Source organism: Nocardia nepalensis (assembly GCF_048910785.1).
GTDB lineage: Bacteria > Actinomycetota > Actinomycetes > Mycobacteriales > Mycobacteriaceae > Nocardia > Nocardia nepalensis.
The window spans coordinates 114,965-135,283 of sequence record NZ_JBKBET010000044.1; the positions used below are offsets into that span (position 1 = coordinate 114,965).

At 63.8% G+C, this 20,319-nt stretch carries 25 protein-coding genes; 1 reads left to right on the top strand and 24 read right to left on the bottom strand.

The features are described from left to right. Window positions 1-177: 177 nt before the first annotated feature. From ACHQ4I_RS42195 to ACHQ4I_RS42310, 24 genes are all read right to left on the bottom strand, one after another. On the bottom strand, window positions 178-1,644 hold the full coding sequence (locus ACHQ4I_RS42195) for a hypothetical protein (RefSeq protein WP_420777551.1): 1,467 nt from the start codon (window positions 1,642-1,644) through the stop codon (window positions 178-180). A 39-nt stretch (window positions 1,645-1,683) separates the two neighbouring features. After that, on the bottom strand, window positions 1,684-2,037 hold the full coding sequence (locus ACHQ4I_RS42200) for a phage tail fiber protein (protein WP_420777552.1): 354 nt from the start codon (window positions 2,035-2,037) through the stop codon (window positions 1,684-1,686). Between the two features lie 125 nt (window positions 2,038-2,162). Continuing rightward, entirely contained in the window at window positions 2,163-2,498 is a 336-nt protein-coding gene (locus tag ACHQ4I_RS42205; protein WP_420777553.1) for an LtfC-like domain-containing protein, read from the bottom strand. Beyond that, window positions 2,495-2,887 (bottom strand): hypothetical protein, encoded by a 393-nt coding sequence (locus ACHQ4I_RS42210; RefSeq protein WP_420777554.1) that lies wholly within the window; start codon window positions 2,885-2,887, stop codon window positions 2,495-2,497. Before ACHQ4I_RS42210 ends, ACHQ4I_RS42205 begins: the two co-directional genes overlap by 4 nt. After that, window positions 2,887-3,165: a hypothetical protein gene (locus ACHQ4I_RS42215; protein WP_420777555.1), complete on the bottom strand. Its 279-nt coding sequence runs from the start codon at window positions 3,163-3,165 to the stop codon at window positions 2,887-2,889. Before ACHQ4I_RS42215 ends, ACHQ4I_RS42210 begins: the two co-directional genes overlap by 1 nt. Beyond that, on the bottom strand, window positions 3,162-3,995 hold the full coding sequence (locus ACHQ4I_RS42220; RefSeq protein ID WP_420777556.1) for a glycoside hydrolase family 25 protein: 834 nt from the start codon (window positions 3,993-3,995) through the stop codon (window positions 3,162-3,164). Before ACHQ4I_RS42220 ends, ACHQ4I_RS42215 begins: the two co-directional genes overlap by 4 nt. Before the next feature lie 36 nt (window positions 3,996-4,031). After that, window positions 4,032-5,423: a DUF7257 domain-containing protein gene (locus ACHQ4I_RS42225; RefSeq protein ID WP_420777557.1), complete on the bottom strand. Its 1,392-nt coding sequence runs from the start codon at window positions 5,421-5,423 to the stop codon at window positions 4,032-4,034. Further along, window positions 5,420-5,875: a phage gene 29 protein family protein gene (locus ACHQ4I_RS42230; protein ID WP_420777558.1), complete on the bottom strand. Its 456-nt coding sequence runs from the start codon at window positions 5,873-5,875 to the stop codon at window positions 5,420-5,422. Before ACHQ4I_RS42230 ends, ACHQ4I_RS42225 begins: the two co-directional genes overlap by 4 nt. Window positions 5,876-5,893: 18 nt before the next feature. Next, window positions 5,894-7,576, bottom strand: coding sequence for a Gp37-like protein (locus ACHQ4I_RS42235; RefSeq protein ID WP_420777559.1), 1,683 nt, complete (start codon window positions 7,574-7,576; stop codon window positions 5,894-5,896). Beyond that, entirely contained in the window at window positions 7,573-8,427 is an 855-nt protein-coding gene (locus ACHQ4I_RS42240) for a phage tail protein (protein WP_420777560.1), read from the bottom strand. Before ACHQ4I_RS42240 ends, ACHQ4I_RS42235 begins: the two co-directional genes overlap by 4 nt. A gap of 96 nt (window positions 8,428-8,523) precedes the next feature. After that, window positions 8,524-10,608, bottom strand: a complete 2,085-nt coding sequence (locus ACHQ4I_RS42245; RefSeq protein ID WP_420777561.1) for a hypothetical protein — start codon at window positions 10,606-10,608, stop codon at window positions 8,524-8,526. Window positions 10,609-10,859: 251 nt separating this feature from the next. Next, window positions 10,860-11,249 (bottom strand): hypothetical protein, encoded by a 390-nt coding sequence (locus tag ACHQ4I_RS42250; protein ID WP_420777562.1) that lies wholly within the window; start codon window positions 11,247-11,249, stop codon window positions 10,860-10,862. An 89-nt stretch (window positions 11,250-11,338) separates the two neighbouring features. Then, on the bottom strand, window positions 11,339-11,641 hold the full coding sequence (locus ACHQ4I_RS42255) for a hypothetical protein (RefSeq protein ID WP_420777563.1): 303 nt from the start codon (window positions 11,639-11,641) through the stop codon (window positions 11,339-11,341). A 167-nt stretch (window positions 11,642-11,808) separates the two neighbouring features. Continuing rightward, entirely contained in the window at window positions 11,809-12,123 is a 315-nt protein-coding gene (locus tag ACHQ4I_RS42260) for a hypothetical protein (RefSeq protein WP_420777564.1), read from the bottom strand. A gap of 41 nt (window positions 12,124-12,164) precedes the next feature. Continuing rightward, window positions 12,165-12,323 carry a hypothetical protein gene (locus ACHQ4I_RS42265; RefSeq protein ID WP_420777565.1) on the bottom strand — a complete coding sequence of 53 codons (159 nt, stop codon included), beginning with the start codon at window positions 12,321-12,323 and terminating at the stop codon, window positions 12,165-12,167. Between the two features lie 116 nt (window positions 12,324-12,439). Then, complete coding sequence (locus ACHQ4I_RS42270; RefSeq protein WP_420777566.1) at window positions 12,440-13,360, bottom strand: phage tail tube protein; 921 nt, start codon at window positions 13,358-13,360, stop codon at window positions 12,440-12,442. Between the two features lie 108 nt (window positions 13,361-13,468). Further along, window positions 13,469-13,924 carry a phage tail termination protein gene (locus ACHQ4I_RS42275; protein WP_420777567.1) on the bottom strand — a complete coding sequence of 152 codons (456 nt, stop codon included), beginning with the start codon at window positions 13,922-13,924 and terminating at the stop codon, window positions 13,469-13,471. After that, the gene (locus ACHQ4I_RS42280; RefSeq protein WP_420777568.1) at window positions 13,924-14,142 is read right to left on the bottom strand and encodes a hypothetical protein; all 219 of its coding nucleotides are present in this window, start codon (window positions 14,140-14,142) and stop codon (window positions 13,924-13,926) included. The genes ACHQ4I_RS42275 and ACHQ4I_RS42280 overlap by 1 nt, the downstream gene beginning before the upstream one ends. Window positions 14,143-14,371: 229 nt before the next feature. Beyond that, complete coding sequence (locus ACHQ4I_RS42285; protein ID WP_420777569.1) at window positions 14,372-15,145, bottom strand: hypothetical protein; 774 nt, start codon at window positions 15,143-15,145, stop codon at window positions 14,372-14,374. A gap of 87 nt (window positions 15,146-15,232) precedes the next feature. Next, window positions 15,233-15,997: a PE-PPE domain-containing protein gene (locus ACHQ4I_RS42290; RefSeq protein WP_420777570.1), complete on the bottom strand. Its 765-nt coding sequence runs from the start codon at window positions 15,995-15,997 to the stop codon at window positions 15,233-15,235. A 731-nt stretch (window positions 15,998-16,728) separates the two neighbouring features. Then, complete coding sequence (locus ACHQ4I_RS42295) at window positions 16,729-16,989, bottom strand: hypothetical protein (protein ID WP_420777571.1); 261 nt, start codon at window positions 16,987-16,989, stop codon at window positions 16,729-16,731. A 581-nt stretch (window positions 16,990-17,570) separates the two neighbouring features. After that, window positions 17,571-18,284, bottom strand: a complete 714-nt coding sequence (locus ACHQ4I_RS42300; protein ID WP_420777572.1) for a hypothetical protein — start codon at window positions 18,282-18,284, stop codon at window positions 17,571-17,573. Beyond that, on the bottom strand, window positions 18,281-18,706 hold the full coding sequence (locus ACHQ4I_RS42305) for a hypothetical protein (protein WP_420777573.1): 426 nt from the start codon (window positions 18,704-18,706) through the stop codon (window positions 18,281-18,283). The genes ACHQ4I_RS42300 and ACHQ4I_RS42305 overlap by 4 nt, the downstream gene beginning before the upstream one ends. After that, complete coding sequence (locus ACHQ4I_RS42310) at window positions 18,703-18,927, bottom strand: helix-turn-helix domain-containing protein (RefSeq protein ID WP_420777574.1); 225 nt, start codon at window positions 18,925-18,927, stop codon at window positions 18,703-18,705. The genes ACHQ4I_RS42305 and ACHQ4I_RS42310 overlap by 4 nt, the downstream gene beginning before the upstream one ends. Window positions 18,928-19,069: 142 nt before the next feature. On the opposite strand from ACHQ4I_RS42310, the gene ACHQ4I_RS42315 reads away from it, so the two are divergent. Beyond that, window positions 19,070-19,333 (top strand): helix-turn-helix domain-containing protein, encoded by a 264-nt coding sequence (locus tag ACHQ4I_RS42315; RefSeq protein WP_420777575.1) that lies wholly within the window; start codon window positions 19,070-19,072, stop codon window positions 19,331-19,333. Window positions 19,334-20,319: the final 986 nt, after the last annotated feature.

Consider the following 20,319-nt stretch of genomic DNA (forward strand, 5'->3'; position numbering starts at 1 on the left):
TCGGAATTTCATGCAAAAGACCGCCCTGATACGGGACAGCCGAGGGCGGAAACAGCGAGTGCCGCAACCGATCCAGGGGATCAGTTGCGGCACTTCGGATTTCGGGCATGGAGGCCGGAAAATACGACAGTGCCCCCGCCTCGAACGTGAAGAGGCAGGGGCACTGTCGGTGTTGTGTCAGGTGATGCGGGTGTAGGTGCTCGCACCCGAGGTGACGGTCGCTGGGTATGCCGACCATTGACTGTTATCGATGACCTCGACCGTGATCAGGTCACCATTGCCGACAGTCACCGTCGCGCTCGCCGTCGACGGGCTCGACGTGGCGGTGGTGCCGGTGGCAATCACGGTGCCGTTCTGCTTCACGCGCACCTGGATCGAATTACCGAACGTCCCACCCGTCCACGCCACACTCGCCGACACCGTCGCCGATGCCTTACCGCCCTGGGACACCAGAGCGTTCGAGGACACGGTCGATCCCGGATAGTTGGCGGTGTCGGCGCTCCACCCGGTGACCTGTGTCCACGAACTCGACGACGACTGGGTGCCGTTCTTGGTCATGCCCGACGGCTTGAACCCCGGTGTGACCACCGCCGACAGGGTGCCGCTACCAGACCACACAACCGGACCACCAGTAGCGGCCGACGCCGACCCGACCGTTCCGAACGCCGCCGAACCAGCCGTGATGATCGACAGGGTGCCGCGGCCCGATGCCGTGCCCGAGGTAATCGGCCCCGCCAGACCCCCGCCGCCGCTGAACGCAGCGACCTCGATCACCTGAGTGACGGCGGTGAGACCGCCGATTCCGGTGTAAGCAGAAGGCTGACTCACCGTCGCCAACGCCGACCCGGTCGCGCCGGCAAGCAGAGGCATACCGGTCCTCGCCGTCAACGTTGCGGCGCCACTGGCCGAGACCGGCAGACCCGTCGATGCCGTGAGCCTGCCGATGCCCGACACACCCGCACCCGTCGGCACCACAGGTGCCGCGGTGACCGAAGCCATGCCCGTGCCGGTGTATGCCGCGGAAACGACGGCTCGACCGCCGACGGCCACCGTGGCCGTGGCCGTGCCCGAGCCGGCTTGTGCCTCGACCAGGCCCACGCTTTGACCGTAAGGTGCTGCGGGCGTGCCGGTTCCGGCAAACGACGCCAGGTAGCTCAGTGCGGCGCTGGCTGTGCCGATGCCGTAGAACGGGGCCCACGCACCGCTGTTCGGTGTAACCAGTGCTGTCAATTGTCCGGTACCGAACAGACCGGCGTCGGGAGCAACGATCTGGCCTGTCCCGCCGAAAGATGCGGTGACCACGACCGACCCGCCAGGGCCGACAGCGGTTTTCACCACTGCCGACCCCAGACCGGTGAATCCGATGCCGACCGTCTGCACCAAAGCCGTTGTCAGCGAGAGCAATCCGAGTCCGCCGCCGCTGGCCACGGGCTTGGCCGAAGGTATCGACTGGGTCGTCAATGCTCCCACTGCGCCACCGGCCGCGAGTGCGTACGGCGGGATCACTGGTACCCCGGTGCCGGCGATGACGATCAACGGGGCCGCAGGCAACGGCATCGCGGCCGTCGGTGGCGCCGGGACCGCGGGGGCCGCAGTCGGTGGCGCCGGCAGTGTCGCCGTGATCATCTGTGCTGATGCTGTCACAGCGCCTCCGAATTCAGTTGTAGGTGAATGGTTTCCGGCTTAGGTCATCGTGAAGGTCGGGGTGACCAGCAGAGTGCCCTGCGAGCCGAGGGTGGTGGAGGCGATGGCGACCTTGTCGATGAAGGTGCCACCGGTGGCGGCGGTCCACAAACCGGCGTAGGTGTACGTGCCTGCGGGCAGGTTGATGGTGACCTGGCTGCCCGACACCGAGCCGCTGGCGGCCGCACCCCAGGTGGTGGTGACACGAGCGTAGGCGGGCGAGCCGCCGGTGGCTTCGTTGGCGCCGCTGGTGCCCGGGTCACCGGTGTGGATCGACACATAGGTATTCGAACCACCGATTCCGGCATACGCGTTGCACAGCACGTTCTTGGTGGCAGTGACGGCAATGGCCATGACAGCTCCTTATTTCTTCTTGTTGGTGTTGAGCGGTTGAGGCGAAGCCCCAACATTTTTGTGGGACGGAAAGTTTCACCGGGCACTCATCAACCCGGCAGGTGACCGGCTGCCGTCATCGGCCGCTAGGTGCGGATGACGGTGCCCTCGTACCAGGCGTAGGTGGTCGCCGGCGTGGTCGGGTAGGTGACCAGCATCGTGTAGCGCGAGTTGGCCGGCATGGCGTCGCAGACCGAGTTCGGCACCGCCCAGGTGGCGGCGGTCGAGGTGACCGTCGCAGGCCAAGAGCCCAGTGACGCGCCGCCAGGTGCGGTGAGCACGATCGTGACCGTGGTCCCGTTGGGGAAAACGGCGCCGCCGGAGGGCTGGATGGTCTGGACGAAGCTGGCGCCGGTGGTCAGTTTCAGTGGTTCGATGCTCGGTTGATATCCCAGGTAACCGGGATCGGTCGGTGTGGTCATGTGGCTCCTTGATGGTGTTGGACCTCGTTCATCAGTTCCGGCGACAGGTGCAGCTCCGGGATGCGCCCCGCCTGGGCGGCTTCGATCACCCCGCGCAAGACCGCCAGTGCTTCCCGGAAGAGTCCGGTGACCCGGTCCAATTCGCGAATCGAGGCCTCTTGGGCGACCTCGACCGCGTCCAGGCGGTGGGTGACCGCGCGCAGTTCGGCCGATACCCGGGTAAGGGTGGCCAGGGCGATGTCGTTGACGTCCTTGGCCGCGGCGACCTCGTTGCGCAGGTTCTGCACCGGGTCGCGTTTGCGGGCGCGCAGCCAGGAGAAGAACGCGGTCGCGCCGGTGCCGCCGAGGAATGTCGCCGTGCTCAACACCGTCGTCTCTACGAGCGGCATCAAGCGGCCCCGGGCGCAGCGGACTGCGGGTGTTCGAGGGTGGCGATCAGCTCGGCGCCGGCGTCGGCGGCCGCAGCGATCACCGGTTCGTTCTTGACGATCCAGATGTTGAGGCTGCGCAGCAGCTCCATGCCGGTCAGCAACGCCGCGCCAGGGCCGGCCACCGTAGCGGGCGCGTACTGGAACAGCACCGCGGCGACGGCGAGGATGTTGATGACGCCCCCGATTGCCGAGACCACGGTCTTGGCATTCGCGGAAACCATCTGGCCCGCGCTCATGACGCGGCTTTCGGGGCGGCGGAGCCGGTTGCGGCCGACAGTTTCGCGACCGCGTCCACCAGTGTCAGGTTCTGGCCGTGGGCGTTGGTGCCCAGCTGTGTCCACCCGTCTCCGGCCGGGCCCAGCAGCTGGGACCAGATATCTTGGACCTTCTGATAGAGGTCTGCCTGCTGGGCATCGGTGAGCGCCATGAGAACTCCGTTGCTAGTAGGTGGCGTCGACCCGAGTAGTCGACGCAGATCGTCGAGGCTGCCGCGAAAAGCGTCGGCGTCGACGGTGTGTCCGGCGACCTGGGCGGCGTCGGTGAACTGCAGCACGTCGACGGCTCTGTCGCAGAACCCGTTCCAGTACGGCGAGGTGTCACCGGGATACAGGTCAGCGGCGTATCCGGTGCCGCCGACGTAGCTGGACTGGATCAGACCGGGCACCTTCGACAGGTCCGGCGAGCCGAGCCGCATCGCGTACCACCGCGGGATGTAGCTCAACCGGACCTGCACCCCACGCTCGTCGATCGCGTCGCACAATGCCCAAAATGTGGACATATCACCGGAATTGGCTTCGAAGTCCAGCATGGCCGGGGCATTCCCGAGGTGGCTGACGAACAGATCCGCCTGCTCCTCGATGCCGCAGTCCGCGCGGACATAGTGATAGCCGGCGAGCAGCAGTCCGTTGGCCTCGGCGGCATCGCGATAGGCGGGCCAGGTGTGGTCGACGAAATAGTCGCCTTCGGACACCTTCGCGAACACGAAATCGAAGCCTTCGGCCTTCACTCGGGCCAGGTCGATGTCGGGTCCGTTGTTATTGGAAATATCGATACCGAAAATCGTCACAAGAGAACTCCAGGAAAATGACCGACGCTGTCGTGGTCAGGAGAACGAGCAGAGGGTGCCGTCGAAGAACGTCGCCAGACCGTTGGCGTCACCTTGGATACCGGCACTCTGCGCACTCTGGTATCCCGGCGCGACCACGGCGCCGGAGCCGAGGAACACCACGAATGTCGCGCTCGTATCGAACTGGCTGCTACCCGAGCCTTCACCGGCCGCGCGCAGCACGGTCCAGGTTCCGCCGGGATTGGGCGTGGTGTACAGGAACGTCCAGTACGGGTTCGAGCCGGCGGGGGTGTCCCACTGCAATCCGACACTGATCACATACCAGCCCGACTTGGTCACCTGGATCTGACCGGTTCCCAGGTCGATGAGATTGACGTTGTTCGACGGACGCAGCGTGTCGAACGTGCCGCTCACGACGCGCCCGTTACCGCTGGTCTGCGCGACACTGGAAGCGGTCTTGCGGCATACCGACCAACCGGTGCCGACCATCGCCGGTTGCGTTGTATCGGCCGATGTGAAGGAGTCCAGATCGAAACCGAAATAGGTGGCGGTGCCCCACGTCGAGTTCTGCTGCAGATACGAGCTGATGAATCCCACCGACCGGTTTGCGGATCCGACCGGCGACGTTGCCGCGGCGTCGGTGTAGGACAGCACACCGACGCCGTTCACCAGCACCGTGTAGTTGGCGCCCTGGGCGGTGAGAGTGATCGTGTCACCGGTGCTGATGCTCATGTTGCCGGTGCTCGCCCACTGGGTGGCAGTGGTGCTTCCAGCCGATCGTGTGCCGTAACAGAGGTAGACACCGGTGGTTGATACTGCCGTCCACACGAACGTCGACAGATCGGTGGCGGCGCGGATGATCGGTCCGCTACCGGCGAAGTTCGCCCCCGCCTGATTGACGTTGCCCAACACCACCGACACGGTCACGGAATCGGTGTACAACGGCGTTTTCCACAGCGCCGCAACGCTTCCGGTGCCGGTGTCACCATGTTTACCCAGGCCCGCCTGGCCGTTGACCACGGTCATGTCGGCGACCGGACCGGTCTTGAAGCTAGTCCAGTTGGCGGTGTTCCAGCTCTGGAAGTTGTCGGTGATCGACGCGCCACCGACCTGGGACTGCTGCTGCTGTGTCTGCAGAGCCGCGATCGCCGACGCGTTGGCCGTCGAGGTGTCCTGCGCGTTGTTCGCTGTCGATTGCGCTGCGGCGGCGCCGCTTTGGGCGGCGGTCGCCGCGGTCATCGCCTGCGTCGTCGCGTTGTTGATGTCGGTCGTGGCCGTCCCGATCCCCTGGAACGACTGCATCACCCCGGAGATGATCGACTGCTGGGCGGCCTGCCAGGTCAGCTTCTGCAGACTCGACAGGCCCGCCCCGCTGCTGCCGGGGCCCGTGTAGGAACCGGCGGGGACGGACTTGTCGGGGGAAGTCATCGCGAGGCTCGATCCGAATCGGGACCATCCGTTACGAGCTCGGTTGCGGCGTTCACGGCAGCGAGGTTGACCGGCAGCTCGCGCATGTCGACCAGATGCGCCAGATCACCGGACTCGCGCAATTGCGCGACGACATGGGCGCGTTCCTCGGCGGTCAGCTGCGACATATCCGGCGCCGACGCCTGCGGCGGCTGCGGTGTGCCCGCGGGCACCCAGCGACCGGACCCGTTGAGCCAGTGCGTGACTCCCCGCGCCGGCGAATGATATTCCTTGGTCTGTACCTGAGGATCGTGTCGGAACCCCAAGTCCCACAGATGTTTCGACCATTGACGCAGCACATCGGGGTGCACCATCAACGGCGCGTTGCGAGGTCCGGGCAACCCGACCAGCGCCCAGGTGAAGGCCTCGTGCGGATCGTCCGGGTCGCAATCGTCGTACAGCGGAATGGACATGAAAAACCTTCTTCCGGTTTACATTTGGACCGCGAGCTCGTGAATCTCGTCGACGATGTCGGCGATGACGCGCATCGATTTCGCGAACGGCATGTCGTGGTCGTGGTCGGAGCCGATGGTGATCTGCCAGGCCGGGCTGGCGATGCGCGACCAGGCCAATTCCAGCCCGGTGACCTGGTCCACGTAGATGGACCCGGCGGGCATGCCCTTGACGGTCGAACCGACCCGATCGCCGAGGAAGAAATGCCCACGGCCCTGATCACCGATCAGGTAGGGCTCGCCGTTTGCGACGGTGAATTTGTGGGTGAAGTAGCTACGGGTCTTCCAGAGGCCTTCACCGAGGGTGAGCAGCGAACCGAGCGTGTAAGCCCGATCGGTGCTGGTCTCGAAATGCTCGTAGTAGTGCGACCAGCCCGATGCCGCAGCCCGCTCCGGAGACAAATATTGCACCCACGCCAGCAGCGTGTCCGAAAGCAACGCCATCGCGATCGTGTTCACCACTTCGGTGGTCCCGTTGGCGATGCCCTGCAGAATCGGTCCGGCGTAAGGTACTTCGCCCAATAGACCGCCGATGATCATGCCGCAGAACTGAATTGCCGAGGAGATCGCCTCGTTCACCCCCGGCATCGAATGGCCGCCGGTGAGAATCTGCACCGACGACGAGGGCGAAATAACGAACTGGGAAGTCTGGATCCCGGTGTGCTCGTTCTGACGGTAAACCACCCACGGGTTCGACGGCAGCGTGCCCATCCACCCCGGATTCTTGTACAGCGCAGGCGCATCCGGATCGGGCAGCACATTCGGGCTGTAGCCGAGCCAATCGTTCTCCAGCACCTGCATGGTGTGCTGCAGGCCGTCCCACACGTTTCCGCCGGTGCTGGTTCCGGTCCAGAACCCGGACTTATCGACGATGTCGACCACCAGCGTGCCGCTACGCAGATTCGCACCGGGCCACGGCGGCGGATCACCCTGCAGCCAGCGACGAGTCGTGACGGCCAACTGCGCCGACTCCAACGTTCCCGAGGCGGCCTCGTGGAAGTTCTTGAACCGCGACCCGAAAATCGTCCACATCGACGTGTCGGTGGCGTACGGGCACGGCACGACGACGACCGGCCAGTTCGACATGTCCAGCGTCGACCACTGGTTGATATCCATCGGATCGGCAGGCAGCGTCCACGACAACTGCCCCTGCAAACGCAAAAGATTCACGAACAGGGCCGTCTTGAGCACCCACACGCTGGGCCCGGCCAGCAGAAACTCGCGTGGAAACTGCACCGCGGCGGGCAGAAACGGGTTCGACCAGCAGTAGATGTGCTTGAGCTCCTGATAGGAGTGCAGAAACAGCAGCTCGACGGTCGTAATGCCGTGCTCGTCGGTCTTCAGGACCGCCTTCTCCAGCCGACCGTCCCAGCGCGCGCCATCCTTGTCGACGGTGATGTGCACGTTCTTCGTCGCGCGGCCGTTGATATCGACCGCCCACTTCGCCAGGTAATTGTCGTAGGGCAGGGTCAGCATGCCGGTACCGGCCTGGTTGAGCACCCAGCGGAAATCCGCGCTGATCTCCGCGCCGCAAATACCGCGCAGATTCCAGTCACCGTCCCACAGGCGCACCAGCGGCCGAGCGAAGCGCTGCTGTTCGCGAGCGACCTTGGCCCTCTGCGCATTCGAATAGACGCTGGGCAGATCCATCGCCGTCGTCACTGCAGCCCCCACGGGCGCGACCAGTTCCGCGGCGCCACCACCAGCACCGAAGCACCGATGGCGGCGCCGGTCACCGACACCGGAATCGAGGTCGGCGTCGTATAAGCCGGGACCGGGTACAGGAAACTCACCCCGTTCATCAGCGCCCAGATCTGCGACCCGTCCGCGGCGACGATCATCTCCTCCATCGGATCGGTATCGACCGTCAAATCCTGGCCGAGCGTGGTCCGCGGCAACGTCACCATCCGGTTGGCGTTCGCATCACCGGCGATCCACGAAAAATCGGGCAGCGTCCACTTACCGGGCGCCGAGCACACCCACTTCATCCACATCGGTTGGTCGGTGGGATTCGCGATCGTGACCGTGCCCGATTGGATCTGGCCGCCGGAAGTGTCGATCGTCGACGACCAGGTACTGGTCACATCCGACTCCACCCACCACGGATTACCGGCGGTGCAGGTCATCACGACCTTGCCCCACATCTTCAGATGCGGATCCTTCTCCGGCTTGAAATCCGGCTGTTCCGACAACCGCAACGCCAGCGAGCGCGTGCCGTAATCGGTGGTGACATTCAACGTGGCATCGCGGTCGTAGGCCCACGCCTTCCGCCACGCCGAATCCACCGACTCCCACGAGCGTCCCGGTGTCTGAAAGATATTGACCGCGAACACCACATCGCGTTTGTTCGTGCGATACCCGCCGAACGACGAACCGACTTGAAACGCCGACTGATTCCAAATCGTCGTCACCGGGGCGTCGTACAACCCACTCGGCGACGTCGCCAGCTCGACCCCTTCCCGCCCCCTACCCTGACCGGCCAGGGTCCACGTCGACCCGTCGACCCCCGTCATCGTAATCATTGCAGCATTCGACGCCACAAACCCACCTCAATTCTATTCGCATAAAGTAATCAACATCTCGATCTCGACATATCCGGTCCCCCAGGACTAATGGGAATGCAGAAGCTCCCACTGCGCGGACAGCAGCTTCAACCGGCCGACAACATCCTCCTGGCTCGACAGCGAAATGTTGACAGTCGCAGGCTGCCCGGCCGGCGCTGCGGAGCCGAGAGCACCGCTCCCAGCCGGACGACGCTGTTCGCCCCGCTGTGCCATCAGTTTCTGCAGGAAGTACGGATCCTGGTTGAGCGCCTGCAGGAAAGGCCGATTCATTTCGGTGGACTTCGCATTCATTACGAACTCACCGTCGGACAGCCAGGCCGGAATCTTGTCACCGATCGACGAGCCCGGCCCCCTTACTTCGCCACCTGCAGCTTTTGGGGTCGGATCACGTATCAGAGCATCTTGCGTCATTCCCGGTGCCGGAGACACATATCCGTCCTGATATTCATCTATTCCCTTTCCGTCAGCATCCAGCCGTCCGCTACGGACCCTCTGCGCGGAAGTTCCGTGGTCGGCATAATCCCAAGCCAGACCGAATGTATGCGCATCCCTCATGGTGTTGTTCACATCGACCTTCCATGGATGTGATGAGAGCTGGTCATGCGCCTCGGGAGATAGGTAATTGAATTTCTCGTAATCCCATGCCTTGATGTTGTAGAGAACCTCGTAGTCGACCGACCCGTCGGCCTTCGGCGGCTGAACCACGACGGTGCCGGTTGCTCCGAGGTGGAAGTTGCCCAAAGCGTCGTGCACGTCATGGCCCGTCCCATGGGTGTCGGCCTGATCGCTCTCCTCCCCCGCGGCAGTAGTGCTCATCCAAGGAACAACAATTTCCTGACGTCGACCGTATAGGTCAGGATTACTACGCGCCTGCTCTACGGCTGCACGAATTTCATCGCTCAGGCCCCTGCTACGTGTGGGGTGTCCAGGGTCAGTGTGATCGTTTTTCTGGCCGTCATGTATAACGTTGCGAACCCACGGGCTGTGGATAATTCGGTCCATCTGCTCGGGACTGAACTCGTAGCCGGTTCCCGTGTTCTGCAGATAGTGCGAGAGTACATCGATTGCCAGGGGTTCGTTCTGCATCCTGAACCACCACAGTGAGAAGTTGTATGCGAACTCGAACTCGGTTTTGTCGAAAATTCCAGGAGAGGAGCTTCCATGTCGGGGCTGAGCATTGATTCCCGTTTCGCCGAAGAATGCCGAGTCCGGTGCGTCCGGGAGGCGCCGCCATGGAGTCGGAACGCCAGGTATCCGCCATGTTTGCGTCCCATCGTCCGATGGGTCTCGCGTTACTGTAGTTCCGCCGGGAAGTTTCACGGTCGCACCGTCTGGAACTCCTTTGATACCACCGATCCAATAAGGAAGATCCTGTGCGAGACCTGCGTTCTTCGGCGGCTCGTATGTCCAATCCGGGGAATCTTTGATACCTTGCGGTGCGCCTTCGTAATTTCCTCCAACCGGGGGCACAGATCCAGGTGGACGGCCCATGTTTTCTGCAGGGACCGAATGGTTTGGACGCGCCCGGAGATAATTCGGATCGAGACCAATGCCGGACAGAACCTGACGTACCGCAGGATCGCTCAGATCCGGGCCGGCATCCGGAACTCGTTTCTGCGGGGCGGAATACGGATCCGGGGGCACTGCCGGAGGCTGGCGCATCGGCGGATCCTTGAGAATTCTTATCGGCGTCATCGACAACCTTGTCCTCGCGTAATTGTGTGTAGCATGAAACCGCTTGTGCCAGAACCACTCTCGACTGATGGACGCCATATGAAATCGACAAGTCGGCGGCATCGACTCGCTGCGATGCTCGTCTGCTTCGTAGCCTGTGTTGCGGCTCTCGCCGCCTGCAGCGATGGATCGCCACTGGCGGACCTTCCCGAGTCCCTGACCTTCACCGGTGAGATCGCCGGTACCCTCGACCGCGGCATCAACGTCGAACGCCCGACAGACCGCTTCCCCTACGCAAATGCGACCCGCTGCGCCAACTATGTCTACCGCCCCGACTTCCACGGCGAACCGGAGAAGCCCACGGCCTACTTCTCGGCCGCGATCCTTGGCACTGTCGGCGCCCGCACATTCGCTCTCGTCATCAACATCCCCGCAGATATCGATGCGTACCAACATCCGGGTTCGCCGTCCGGGTTGGACGGGCCTGCGGTCCAGCTGATGTCTCGCGGGTCCACGTCAGGGTCCTGGCTCGCCGCCAGTCGCGACGATGCGCAACCATCCGGCACGATAGTTCTCAACCCGGACCGCACATCGGGAACCATCGACGCATGGTTCGGACAGCGCGTAGGTTCACTCCCCCCTTCCGACGCCCCTCAAACTGCGACCCACGTCCAGGGCGAATGGCGCTGCAGGTAACCGTTTGTCGATCAACTGATGTAGACCGACAGCAGCAGCCCCGCGGGGATGGCCTGCCCGCTGCTGTTCTGATGCATCTGGACATCGATGACATCGCCGGGCATGAGGATGGGCTGGGTGGTGATCGGTACCGATACCGGCGCCTCGGCGGACAAAGTGACCCCGGTGGTCGTGGTGAGGCTGGCGAAGGTGGCCTGCACAGTGCCCGCGCGAAGATGGCGGACTGTGAACGTGACGTTGTTCGTCGCTGCGCCGGTGACGGCCGGGTAGCCGATCGGCGCGACGATTTCCACGTCGGTGACGGTGTCACCGCTGTAGAAGGCCGGTGAGTAGGCGCCGATCAGGGTGATGGTGTCGGCGGCGCCGACGGCCTGCGCCGGGAGCGTCGTGGAGTAGATCATTCAATTCCTCACTGAGAGAAGCGAACCGCGAGGCTGTCGGCAGCTTGGTGTGCGTGGTGTCGATCGCAGCACCCGGAGTGGTCCCCGGGTCAGTCTGTGGCGGGTCTGAATTGGTCGATCAGTTGCTGCATCGACCGAGTGCGGGCCTCCTCGCGCAGCAGTTCCAGCGCGGAGGTAGGCCGAACCATAGGGGTGATACGGGGTGGTTCGGCGCCGACAGATGCGATGACCGCGGCCTGGACGCCTTGTAGAGCGTCGATGATCGACAGCAGCAGGTAGCTGTCGATGGTGTAACCCTCCGGTCCGGGTCCGGTGGAATCCTCGGCAGTGTCGTCGGAGTCGGGGAGTTCTTCCTCGGCGGCGAGCAACTGCTCGGCCAGCTCCCGGTCCATCGCCAGTGCCGACCGGTATTGGGAGCCGTAGGGAAGTCGGTCCTTGAACGCCCAGATGGTGCGCCAGTCTCGGGTTCGAATGTGGTTGGGCCCGAAGCAGTCCCGGACGTCGATGCCGCGCTCGAGCAGGTCGTAGTCGAGCGCGGCACCGAAGCGGTCCCAGAACTCTACGAGCCCTGCGATCCCCCCGGCAGTTCACCGGCGCCCTGACCGAACAGGTGGGCGTAGAGGTCGGACTGGAAGGCGAACCACTCGTCGTGCGGGCGGTCGGCGAACAGCTCTTCGACCGCCTGGTACTGATCGCCGAGCACGATCACCATCTGTTCGTCGTCGTCACGGGTCCGACGCAGCGCCAGCACCTGGGCGCGGGTGACGGGCGGGATCTCGATGTCGTCGGTCAACCGGTACGGGACGCGGCGCTTGGGAGCCAGTTCGGTTTGCAGCTCGTAGAAACGGCCGTGGTCACGGTCGTTGGTCGTCATGGGTTGTCTCCGGATTTGGTTGTGCTAGTGGGGATCAGAGATCATTCACCGTCATCGACCGGCTCGGGCTCCGGCTGCTCTTTGAGCGCGTGGCCGAGTTTGTAGACGGCGTTGACGTACTCACTGGCGTTGAACACGGGGTAGTCGTGCTCGCCGTCGGTGAGGGTGACGGGGTATTGGGTGGGGATGGCAGACACCATGGACCCGCTTTCTCTCCGGAAAGGGATGGACAGGGTATGAGGGGGCGTGCCGCGACCGGAGACACGAGGCACGCCCCCACGCCCGGCCTACGCCGGGTGATCGTGGCCGGTCAGCCTCAGCTGACGGTGACCGCGCAGGTGGCGGTGAGCGCGCTGCCACCCGCCGGGGTGTAGGAGGCGGTGATCGTGGCGGTCCCCGCGGTGACACCGGTAACGGCACCACTGGCCGCCACCGTCGCGATCGAGGTGGCCGAAGACGTGAACGCCACCGACGAGTTGGCGATGACGCCGCCGAACTGGTCGGTGACCACCAGCGGCGCCGATGCCGCGCCGCCGTGCACCAGGGACAACGTCGTCGGCGCCACACTGATCGCGGACACGCTGTAGCCGATGCCGGACTTGGCCAGCAGCTGCTTCCAGCCGGCGCCGCCGAAGCCGTGCGCCACGGCGTATCCGGCGGTGTCGTCCTTGAACGCGACCAGGGTCAGCTTTTGCGCCAGCACCTCGGTCGGGTTCCACTGCTCACCGCCGAACTTCGAGACCGCGACCTTGGGCAGCACCTTGAACACGTAGGTCGGCGCGGCATCGTTGCCGTCCTTGCCGATGATGATCGCCGAGTAGTAGGTGATCTGCTCCGAGGTCGGCTGCGGGAAGAACACCTCGCCCGAGGACGCGTTGGCCATCACCTGCTGCAGGTTGGCCGAGGTGGTCAGCTGCAGGCCCAGCGCGTTGGTCTGCTGCGGCTGGAATTCGATGGTGGTGATATCGCTGGTGATGTCGTTGCGCACCGGCTGCAGCTCGCCGTAGGACTCTATCGGTGCGGCGGTGATTCCGCGGGCGAATGCGACACCGGTCTTCTTGTCGATCAGACCGATCGACTGATACGCCGCGGGCAGTGGCTGCAGATTCGCGCTGGCGTCGGTGAACGACGCGGGCGCCGGGGTGTACCACGGCGCCAGGAACACCGCGGCGTCGAGCGGCTTGAGCAGCAACGAACGCTGCGCGTTCTTCAACGCAGTCAGATTGGTGGCAGGCATGAGACTCCATTCGAGACACCCGCATCAGCGGGCGTGGGCAAAAAGAAAGCACCCTGTTCGGGTGCTGTTAGGTGAATCTCCCTGGGTAGGAGAGCTTTTCGATGCCGTCTATTGGCGGCGGGCGTCGATGGAGAAGGCGACCTCGACCATCTGATTGAGCGGGTCGAGGTCGGGCACCTCCGTGAGTCCGCGGCTGCGCCGCAGGATCGGCGGATGGAACTTCGGTTCCTCGGCGGTGATTTCCTCGACGTAGTCGACCAGCACACCGTTCACCCGAGTGGCCGGGGCGCCGAGCATCGCGTCACGGACTTGCACGGCCAGCTGCTGCGCTTGCGTGCGGGTGGTGCCGAACACCACAACGTTCACCTTCGCCTTGTAGGTGATCGCGTTGATATCCAGCGTTCCAGCGGTTTTGCGCACCCAGATCAGCGGCAGCGCCGACTGCAGAGCAGTCGACGTCGCGGGCAAGGTGGTGGCAGTAGTAGCGATGGGCGTGAACAGGTCGATCATGAACTGCTCGAAATCGGGGAACTCCCCCGGTGTGGGATAGGCCGGGCCTGCCATCACACGGCTTCCGCCGCCGGACCGACCTGGACCAGCGCGCCGAGCGTGCCCAACGTCGGAACCGGGCGAGCCGCATCGACGGCCATCGCCACGCCCTGCGCCAGTACCGACAGCGCGTCGAGATCGGCCTTCAACGTCGCCACCCGAGTCAGCAGCGTCTGCACATCGGTGCCGATGGCTACCGCGAGCATGGCGGATGCGGAGTCGGGAACGGTCATGAATTTCTCCTTCCGGAAACGACCAGATCTGCTGAATTCTGTCGTGCTTCTGTGGATTACAGTCCGAGCAGCGGCAGCACCAGCGGAACCAGGTCACTGATCAACTTGATGATGTCTTCGATGACAGCGAGCATCCCGTCACCTCCTCTCGAAGATCGGTAAATCGACTGCGAACCGGCCGCGTCCGACGGGGACCGGGCCGACCGGAGAATCGGCAACCGCGCGGATCTCAGCGCAGATGCGACAAATAGGTGGCGGCCTGCTGATTCAACCGCTGCGCCATGCCGGGATCACGTGGGATGCCGCGGGATCCGAGCACATTGACGGTCATGGTCCGATCGATCTGCGGCCCACCGGAGGGTCCGATTCCACTGCCGTTGAGCGGAACAACCTGTGGCAGGGCTTTGTAGGTCGGCGGTTTCGGCGACGCGGAGAACTGCTGCACCAGATTTCCCACCGCGCTCACTGCCGCACCGACCGCCGCGCCGGCCGGACCGGCCACCGCACCCGCCAGCGCCTCGGCGGCGCCGCTCACCCCGGCCTGTCCGACCTGGCGACGAGTGCTGTCGAAGATCTGAAACCAGTTGTGCCACTGGAGAAAAGGAAACAGCGAACCGGTTCGAGGGCGGGTCAGAAAACCGTCATCGCCGTCCACCGGGCCGTGCTCGTCCACCTCGCCGCCCTCGGCGAACACCTGGGGCACCAGCGCCTTACCCAGCATCTGCCCGCCGAGCTGTGCCACCGACGACCACTGCAGGAACGGAGCCAGCCGACCGACGTGAGATCGCGAAATCACCCCGTCGTCACCGGTGCGCGGCCCGCCTTCCACCTGGCCGCCATCGGCGAAGGCGCGTGGGAGGACGACCCGACGCATCAGTTCATCGGGACGCGACGGCGACCGAAGCATCTGGGCCAACGGCCGAGCAGTCGGTACTTCCTTGATCTTGTTGAAGGAGTGGAATTCAGGTGCAGGGCTGGTCCATGTAGCTGAAAAGTCGGTCATGATGCGCACCTTCCGGCGAAGCTTGTTGATGCGAGACGATCCCGTGACCTGCGGCGACGGGTAACCCTTCGATACGGGAACAAATCCTCATCCGTGGACATTGAGAACCGCTGCCAATCGGGTGCAGTAGCCGAAGTCCTGGTATGCGCGAGTATGCGTGCCGCCGAAGAGGTAGCCGTCCACCATCGCGGCGGCCTGCGACCATCGCGACCAGGTGCACAGCGGGTGCAGCCACCAGTCGAAAGTTGCCAGCTGCCAACGGTTTCGGCGTAGCCGATCGGCGAGGTCCATGGTCCAGCCGCCGAGTTCGGCGAAGCTGAACGCCGAGACCGAATCGGCCAGCGTACGCAGCGGCGAATCGGCCGGACAGGACGTGATGCCGTCGGCGGGGTTGGCGACCTCGAAGGTGAGAACGTCGTCGGGCCAGGGGCCATGCTGACCGTTGATACCGAACCCGACCGGGTTCGCATGCAATGAATCTCCCTCTCGCCGAAGTGGATTCGCGATATTCGCCGCCCACACCAGCTCGCAGTCGGAGTATTCGCCACCCGCCTTGGCCTCCAGGAAACGGGTGACGACCTCCGCGCCGAGGCTGTAACCGAGGACCCCGACCTGGTTCGGGGTGTCCCGGATGGCCTGCGCGAGCGCGCGGACGCCCAACTGGATGGATTGCTGTTCGGAGCATCCGCCGAGACCATGGGCCGCGTTGGCCGGTCCGACATCGGCCGGATAGTCGACATCCGCGCCGATCTGGTACTTGGCGGGGTCCAGCTTGCTGGTCACCGACGCGAGCATGTTGTGCGGCGAACCCAGTGGTTCGCCGGTGCCGCGGCAGGTCAGGACTGTGATCACGCGATCATCTTTCGAGGGTGGGACCCATCGGGTCGGGCTGGTGAAAGGGACGGCCCCACCCGCGGAAAGGGGAAGGACGCGGGTGGGGCCGTCGGGCGCCCCGGCTTCCGGCCGCCTGCAACCGCGCAGGGGTGCGGACGTGCGGGAGGCGCAGCCAGGGAGCGGGGCGGGTCGGGGATGACAGGTTGTGGTTTGGCGCCCCACCCCCGGTTGCTCACCGGGGGTGGGGCAATTGCGCCTCCGCGGCTTTGCGCCGTCTCTACCGCGGGTATGGCCCGCGGGAAACGGGACACCGTGGAGGCGGGTTCGTGCGGCACGCTCTCCCCGTCCCGATATACAAGGGGGTAAGGAGTTTTCGTCGGGGGCGTGCCGCAGTCTTCGGGGCGACTATCGTCGGCGCCTAGGGCAGCAGGAACCGCGTGGTCCTGGCGCGATCGTCGTACGTTTGCAACGGATTTCGCTCCTGCTCGTCAGTATCGGCGGCAGGAGTCGGGCACGATCCTGCCCGAAGCAATCAGTGTCTCGAAGGCCGCAGTCTTTTTCGGGCACTGGTCGGCGACGCATTCGCAGTGAATGCGCATTATTTCATGCGCCTCGTCGATAGTGGGAGTGCACTCAGGCGCGGCATGACCGGCTAGCTCGATGAGCCGGGTCAACGAGTAATTCATGTAGGTCCCGCCTTTCCATTTCCGGACAGAATGAACCTGGCCAATCCCCTTGTCACGTAATGGTCATCGTGATGCTCGGTCGAACAAAGCGATGGGGTCGCGGTCGAGAGCGAATGAGGCCAGGATCAGGTCGCACAGGGTGGGCCGGTCGTCAGCGATCCGCTCACCGATCTCCGAGCCGAGCCTTTCGATGACCGTATCGATCGACTTTTCGTCGAATCGGTGGGCAAACGAGATCGATGGGTGGCTTCGGTCCACGAGAGTGAGCGGCTCGGCGGGTTCGACGTGACCGGCCATGTCGAACAGATCGAGCGGATCGGTCACAGTCGACCTCTTTCGTGTGGTCCGAGTTCCCCTGAGGGAGTGGATTGTTCGAGAGTCCCGTTCCCGGCCGGGGCGGGCCGGGAACGGGACAGACGCGCCCGAGTCGATTGATGTCTCGACCGCGCTGGCATTGCTGGGAGACACCGGATCGCCGGGGCGTATGCGGCAGGCTCCACCCGCTTGTCCTTGGACATCGAAATGGTTTCGGGGGCGTGCCGCACGAATCAGCCGGCCGAGAATTGATGGACGGCATAGGAACAACTGTGGCTTCGGAACCGCGCGGGTTCCGAAGCCACAGTCGCACGTGAAAAGAACGGTTCGACTCGATGAGTCGCAAAGGGGATGTGAGCCAGACTTTTTCTTCCAGAAGCACTTTCAAGGCTTTGGGCGCAGCTCTGGCGCTGCACCAATCTTCACTTAACACGAAGCCGATGTCAACCCCTCATCTTCGAGGTGACCCGAATATGCTGGTAAACAATAGTTTCCGCCCCGGGATCGCGGTATCGAAATCGAGGACATACCTCGGATACGCGAAGTGCCCCACCTGTTCGAGGTGGGGCACTGATCGGCGCGGATGTGGATCACCGGGAAACTCTGTGTCGCAGTGGCGCGGCCGCTGAAGAAGTGCGCCTGTGACGGCTGGGATAGGCGAGATGCGCGTCGAGTACTTGACCGACGGCGAATAGTTCGGGCCACTCGGGTGACCACGGTCCTGGTATCGGCGAGATCTTTCCGGCATCACGCAGCGTCTGCACTCGCCGGACTGTCAACGCGCGGTATTCATCTCCCAAACGCTTCGCCAGCGCCGCCAGCCCTGAAGCGTTGAGACGTTGCGAGCGGGCCAACAGCAACGTCGAATCGTCGAATACCGCGGACTCGTCGGGCGGACTGATGACCCGGAGCGCGGCTTGGATCGCGCCATTGATCTCCGAGGGCGCCGCCTCGGCACCCTCGGTCATCGCCAAGGCGATGAGATTGCATGCCAGCCAGCGGGCAAGCCCGGCAGTCGTCGTTGATCCCGGGTATTCGATTGCACGCTGTTCACAGACCAGCCGCACCCATGACACCAGCACGGCCCGCAAACTATCGGCAGCGTCGGCGGCCGCTTGGTCATAGGGCAGCGGTTGTTCACTCGGCCTGCGCCGCATCCGAAAGTCGCGACGCGCACCGATTCTCGCCTGCCTCGATCTGGCGATTGTGAGGTCCTCGTCCAGTTCTGGCACGGCACGTAGCAAGTCGGCCAGCGCACGCAGTTGCGATCTGTCGAGGTAGAGGTGCTGCGATGCTTCGCTCACCGCGCGCAAGCCTGTTCGATCAGCCACGCGCCGAGCGCTTCGGCCGGATTCCGGCACGGGACCATCCGCACCCGGTACCTCGCCGGATCCAGAGCAGCGGAGAACGACTCGGTGACACCGTCCCCGTTCGGGTGCCAGGTTCCGCCGACGAACACCGGCGCCTTGGCGGCATGAGACGAATCCGGCTCCACGACACGGGATTCGAGCCGAAAGTTGGCGGGGTGAGCCCCGATGGCACCGCCGAGGCGCAGGCAGCTGATCCGACGATAGAACAGCCCCGATGCCGCCGACATATCGATAACTGATCGATCGCTCACATGCCTGATTCCCGCTGACATACAGAAGTGACGTCGCTCACATAGAGGTTTAAACTCGCCCGAGTTCGACAGGTTGCCAACCGCCATTTGTTCGGTGTCGCTCACTGCCAACCCGCAAGCTCGGGAAGTAGATCTACGGTCCGGCGACCCAGGATCGCGGCAATCTTGGCGAGTTCGGTCAATGTGAACGATGCTTCTGCGGCCAATTGCCGCCGCAACACCGCCGAGGGTATCGAAGCACCCCTAACCAGGTCTTTCATTCCAATTCCGGCTTCACCGAGCGCCCTTCGGACACCCTCGGCGATCACTCTGTCCAGTTGCTCCATACGGAGTACATTATGGTCCAAACGGACCTGTAGCAAGTCCGAATGAACCTACCCCCGAGGCGGCGCGTTCGTGGACATGTCAAGATCGGACCGCACGGCGGGTCGTTTGCCACATAGCCGTTCGGAACTCAGAATGGTCCATATGGGTGCGAAACAGGCGGCTACGGCAATCAATCGTGCGGTTGGGGACGAGCTTCGAGCCTCCCGGGCGCGCCGCGATCTGACTCGACAGCAGCTCGCGGAGCTGACCGGGCTCGCCGTGAGCACTATTCAGCGATTCGAGAACGGAGAACGTTCGCCCGACATGCAGCAGCTGCATGCACTGTGCGGCGCGCTGGATATTTCGATGCGCGAGTTCGTCACGCTGGCCCTCGAGGGCGTCGAGCGACCCACCAACCGACAGTGATGCAAACGGTTCGCGCCACGCTCGGATCGAATGCCAAGGCGGCGATGGTCGACGTCCCGCTCAGACGCATATCGCCCGCCACCCTGATCACGCACAGCGCGGACCGATAAAACCCTCCGCGACTGGGCCGACCGCCACCTCGGCGTAGTCCAAGACAGCCTGAACGGGGTCCACTCCCAGCACCCACGACGCGAGAACGACTTCACAGACAGTCGCCGTACCCTCGAGTATTCGGTGCGCACCATCCGTCCCCAAGGTGGGCCGCAGCGCCGACGCAACTACTATCCCCCGAATCGTCGATTGCTCCGCGACGGCAGCGATACACTCCACGACAAAGTTCCCCTTCAACTCATTGCCACGCCATCGGACAAGGCGAACCCGGGCGACAGAACCAGACCTGCGTCCCAGAATCAGCGTATTTATATCGCATCCTCATCCGGTTTACTCGACAAAGTAGCCCGCCGAATCAGACCTTCGTAACTGCCAGTTAGTGCTAGTCGACCCAGTCGGTTTGCTCGATATTCGCCCGAAGGGCATGATCGGTCAGCAATGCAGTCGAGGTGACGTTCCTCGGAGTCAGAATCAGGTCACCGCACCTGCGCCACTACGACTCGATACTCACACCAGCACTTCTGAATATGCTTATGTCGCGCCGCCAGACCGAGTAAGTCGAACGCACGGGCGTGCCCCCTAACCGCTAGGCACTAAACGCATCTGGATGCAAATACCGACCTGTCGGTGCTTTTTAAATTCTGACTGCTTCCACTTCTTCATCCAGCCACCCGAGCGAACGCCCTCCGCTGCCCCGTCGAATTCACCATCGCACCGGGCATCCCGAACGGCAGCCGACGCACCAGAGGCGTGGGTCGACGGTGGCCGGATAGGGCTCGAAATCGACGACTGTCACGCCATGTCGTGCGGCGAGGTGGCGGACGTCGGCGTTGACGGTGCGCACTCGATTCGATGCGGCGAACACCTTCCCGATC

Excerpts from the sequence above, each read along its gene's own strand:
- ACHQ4I_RS42200 (WP_420777552.1), bottom strand. The coding sequence starts at position 2,037 with ATGGCCATTGCCGTCACTGCCACCAAGAACGTGCTGTGCAACGCGTAT.
- ACHQ4I_RS42205 (WP_420777553.1), bottom strand. The coding sequence starts at position 2,498 with ATGACCACACCGACCGATCCCGGTTACCTGGGATATCAACCGAGCATC.
- ACHQ4I_RS42210 (WP_420777554.1), bottom strand. The coding sequence starts at position 2,887 with ATGCCGCTCGTAGAGACGACGGTGTTGAGCACGGCGACATTCCTCGGC.
- ACHQ4I_RS42215 (WP_420777555.1), bottom strand. The coding sequence starts at position 3,165 with ATGAGCGCGGGCCAGATGGTTTCCGCGAATGCCAAGACCGTGGTCTCG.
- ACHQ4I_RS42225 (WP_420777557.1), bottom strand. The coding sequence starts at position 5,423 with ATGACTTCCCCCGACAAGTCCGTCCCCGCCGGTTCCTACACGGGCCCC.
- ACHQ4I_RS42230 (WP_420777558.1), bottom strand. The coding sequence starts at position 5,875 with ATGTCCATTCCGCTGTACGACGATTGCGACCCGGACGATCCGCACGAG.
- ACHQ4I_RS42240 (WP_420777560.1), bottom strand. The coding sequence starts at position 8,427 with ATGACGGGGGTCGACGGGTCGACGTGGACCCTGGCCGGTCAGGGTAGG.
- ACHQ4I_RS42245 (WP_420777561.1), bottom strand. The coding sequence starts at position 10,608 with ATGTTGGTACGCATCGATATCTGCGGGGATGTTGATGACGAGAGCGAA.
- ACHQ4I_RS42250 (WP_420777562.1), bottom strand. The coding sequence starts at position 11,249 with ATGATCTACTCCACGACGCTCCCGGCGCAGGCCGTCGGCGCCGCCGAC.
- ACHQ4I_RS42255 (WP_420777563.1), bottom strand. The coding sequence starts at position 11,641 with ATGGACCGGGAGCTGGCCGAGCAGTTGCTCGCCGCCGAGGAAGAACTC.
- ACHQ4I_RS42260 (WP_420777564.1), bottom strand. The coding sequence starts at position 12,123 with ATGACGACCAACGACCGTGACCACGGCCGTTTCTACGAGCTGCAAACC.
- ACHQ4I_RS42265 (WP_420777565.1), bottom strand. The coding sequence starts at position 12,323 with ATGGTGTCTGCCATCCCCACCCAATACCCCGTCACCCTCACCGACGGC.
- ACHQ4I_RS42270 (WP_420777566.1), bottom strand. The coding sequence starts at position 13,360 with ATGCCTGCCACCAATCTGACTGCGTTGAAGAACGCGCAGCGTTCGTTG.
- ACHQ4I_RS42275 (WP_420777567.1), bottom strand. The coding sequence starts at position 13,924 with ATGGCAGGCCCGGCCTATCCCACACCGGGGGAGTTCCCCGATTTCGAG.
- ACHQ4I_RS42280 (WP_420777568.1), bottom strand. The coding sequence starts at position 14,142 with ATGACCGTTCCCGACTCCGCATCCGCCATGCTCGCGGTAGCCATCGGC.
- ACHQ4I_RS42285 (WP_420777569.1), bottom strand. The coding sequence starts at position 15,145 with ATGACCGACTTTTCAGCTACATGGACCAGCCCTGCACCTGAATTCCAC.
- ACHQ4I_RS42310 (WP_420777574.1), bottom strand. The coding sequence starts at position 18,927 with ATGGAGCAACTGGACAGAGTGATCGCCGAGGGTGTCCGAAGGGCGCTC.
- ACHQ4I_RS42315 (WP_420777575.1), top strand. The coding sequence starts at position 19,070 with ATGGGTGCGAAACAGGCGGCTACGGCAATCAATCGTGCGGTTGGGGAC.